This is a genomic window from Actinomadura sp. KC216 (genome assembly GCF_004348535.1).
Taxonomy (GTDB): domain Bacteria; phylum Actinomycetota; class Actinomycetes; order Streptosporangiales; family Streptosporangiaceae; genus Spirillospora.
In genome coordinates, this window is the sequence record NZ_SMJX01000626.1 from 1 (window position 1) to 1,420 (window position 1,420).

1 protein-coding gene and 1 pseudogene are annotated in these 1,420 nt (G+C 72.0%); both read right to left on the reverse strand.

Going from position 1 to position 1,420, the window contains the following annotated elements; all coding sequences use genetic code 11:
- Window positions 1-464: 464 nt before the first annotated feature.
- Window positions 465-1,244 carry an ABC transporter permease gene (locus E1264_RS42605; RefSeq protein WP_165964679.1) on the reverse strand — a complete coding sequence of 260 codons (780 nt, stop codon included), beginning with the start codon at window positions 1,242-1,244 and terminating at the stop codon, window positions 465-467.
- Window positions 1,241-1,420: pseudogene (locus E1264_RS42610) on the reverse strand (ABC transporter ATP-binding protein); the annotation flags it as partial. The pseudogene E1264_RS42610 and the gene E1264_RS42605, both read right to left, overlap by 4 nt.

Genomic DNA, 1,420 nt, shown 5'->3' on the forward strand with positions numbered 1-1,420 from the left:
CCGTCCTGACGCGCCACCGTCCTGACGCGCCACCGTCCTGACGCGCCACCGTCCTGACGCGCCACCGTCCTGACGCGCCACCGTCCTGAGGCGCCACCGGTGCGAGGCTTCACCGTCTTGAGGCGCGGCCGGTCTGGCGCGGCACCGGTCTGAGGCGTGATCGTCTTGAGGTGCTGCCGGTCTGGGGCGTCACCGGACTGGGGCGTCCCCGGCTGGATGTCACCCGCGGGAGACGGCCCGGTCTGGGGCGGCACCGGCCGGATGCGTCACCGGTCTGATGCGTCACCGGCTGAGCTGCCACCGGCCGGAGACCAGCGGCCTGGGGGAGTCACCAGCCGGAGTCGGCACTGGCATGAGGCGCCACCGGTCGGGGGCGCCACCGGCTGAGATACCGCGCCGGAGACGTCACCGGTCTAGGGCCCACCCACTTGTGGTGGTGCGGCTTGCGAGTGACGTGCAGGGCCTTAGGCGTCGCGGCGCGACAGGACGATGCCCGCGAGCACGAGCGGGACGAGCGCGTACGCCAGCATCACGGCCGCCGCCGCGGCCGGGGGCAGTAGGTCGCCGTAGATGGAGTTGTCCGCGCTGCGCCCGGCGACCTGGCCGGGCAGCGCGCCGGGCAGCACCGAGCCGACCCGCTCGTTCCACGGCTCCGGGAGCTGGAAGACCAGCAGCGGCAGGACGTGCCACAGGAAGACCACCGACACGAGCGCTCCCGCCGTCGAGCGCAGCAGTACGCCCAGCGACACTCCGAGTAGCGCGAACACCGCTACGGACGTTCCCCCGACGACGAAGTCCGGCAGGTCGTGGGCGATGGACGCCCGCTGGTCGGGGAAGGGCCGGTCGCCGACGACGAGCCGCGTCCCGAGGAACGAGCCGATCGACACGGCCTCGCCCGCGACCAAGGCGACCGTCCCGACCACCGCCGCCTTGGCGGCGAGGACTCGGCCGCGTCGTGGCATCGCGGCCAGGGTCGTGCGGATCATGCCCGTCCGGTACTCGGATGTGACCGACAACACGCCGAGAACGCCCAGGCAGAGCGCCGCCGCCCAGGCGCCGAGCTCCTGAAGGGGACGCAGCGTGAAGTCGGCCCGGCGTTCGGCGGACAGACCGTCCCATATGTGCGCCATCTGGAACGCCAGCAGCAGGACGAATACGAAGAACATGCCTACGGCCGCCAGCGTCCAGTACGTCGAGCGAACCGAGCGCAGCTTCCACCACTCCGCCGCCACCGCGTCGATCACGACGCCACCACCCCGAAGTCCGTGCGCCCGGTCGTCAATTCCATGTAGGCCTCCTCAAGCGAGGCACTCTGCGACCTCACCTCGTACAGCGGAATGCCCTGCGCGGCCGCCGCGTCCCCGATAGCGGCGACGTCCAGCCCGGTGACCATGAGCACGCCTCCAGGCACCGCCCCCAC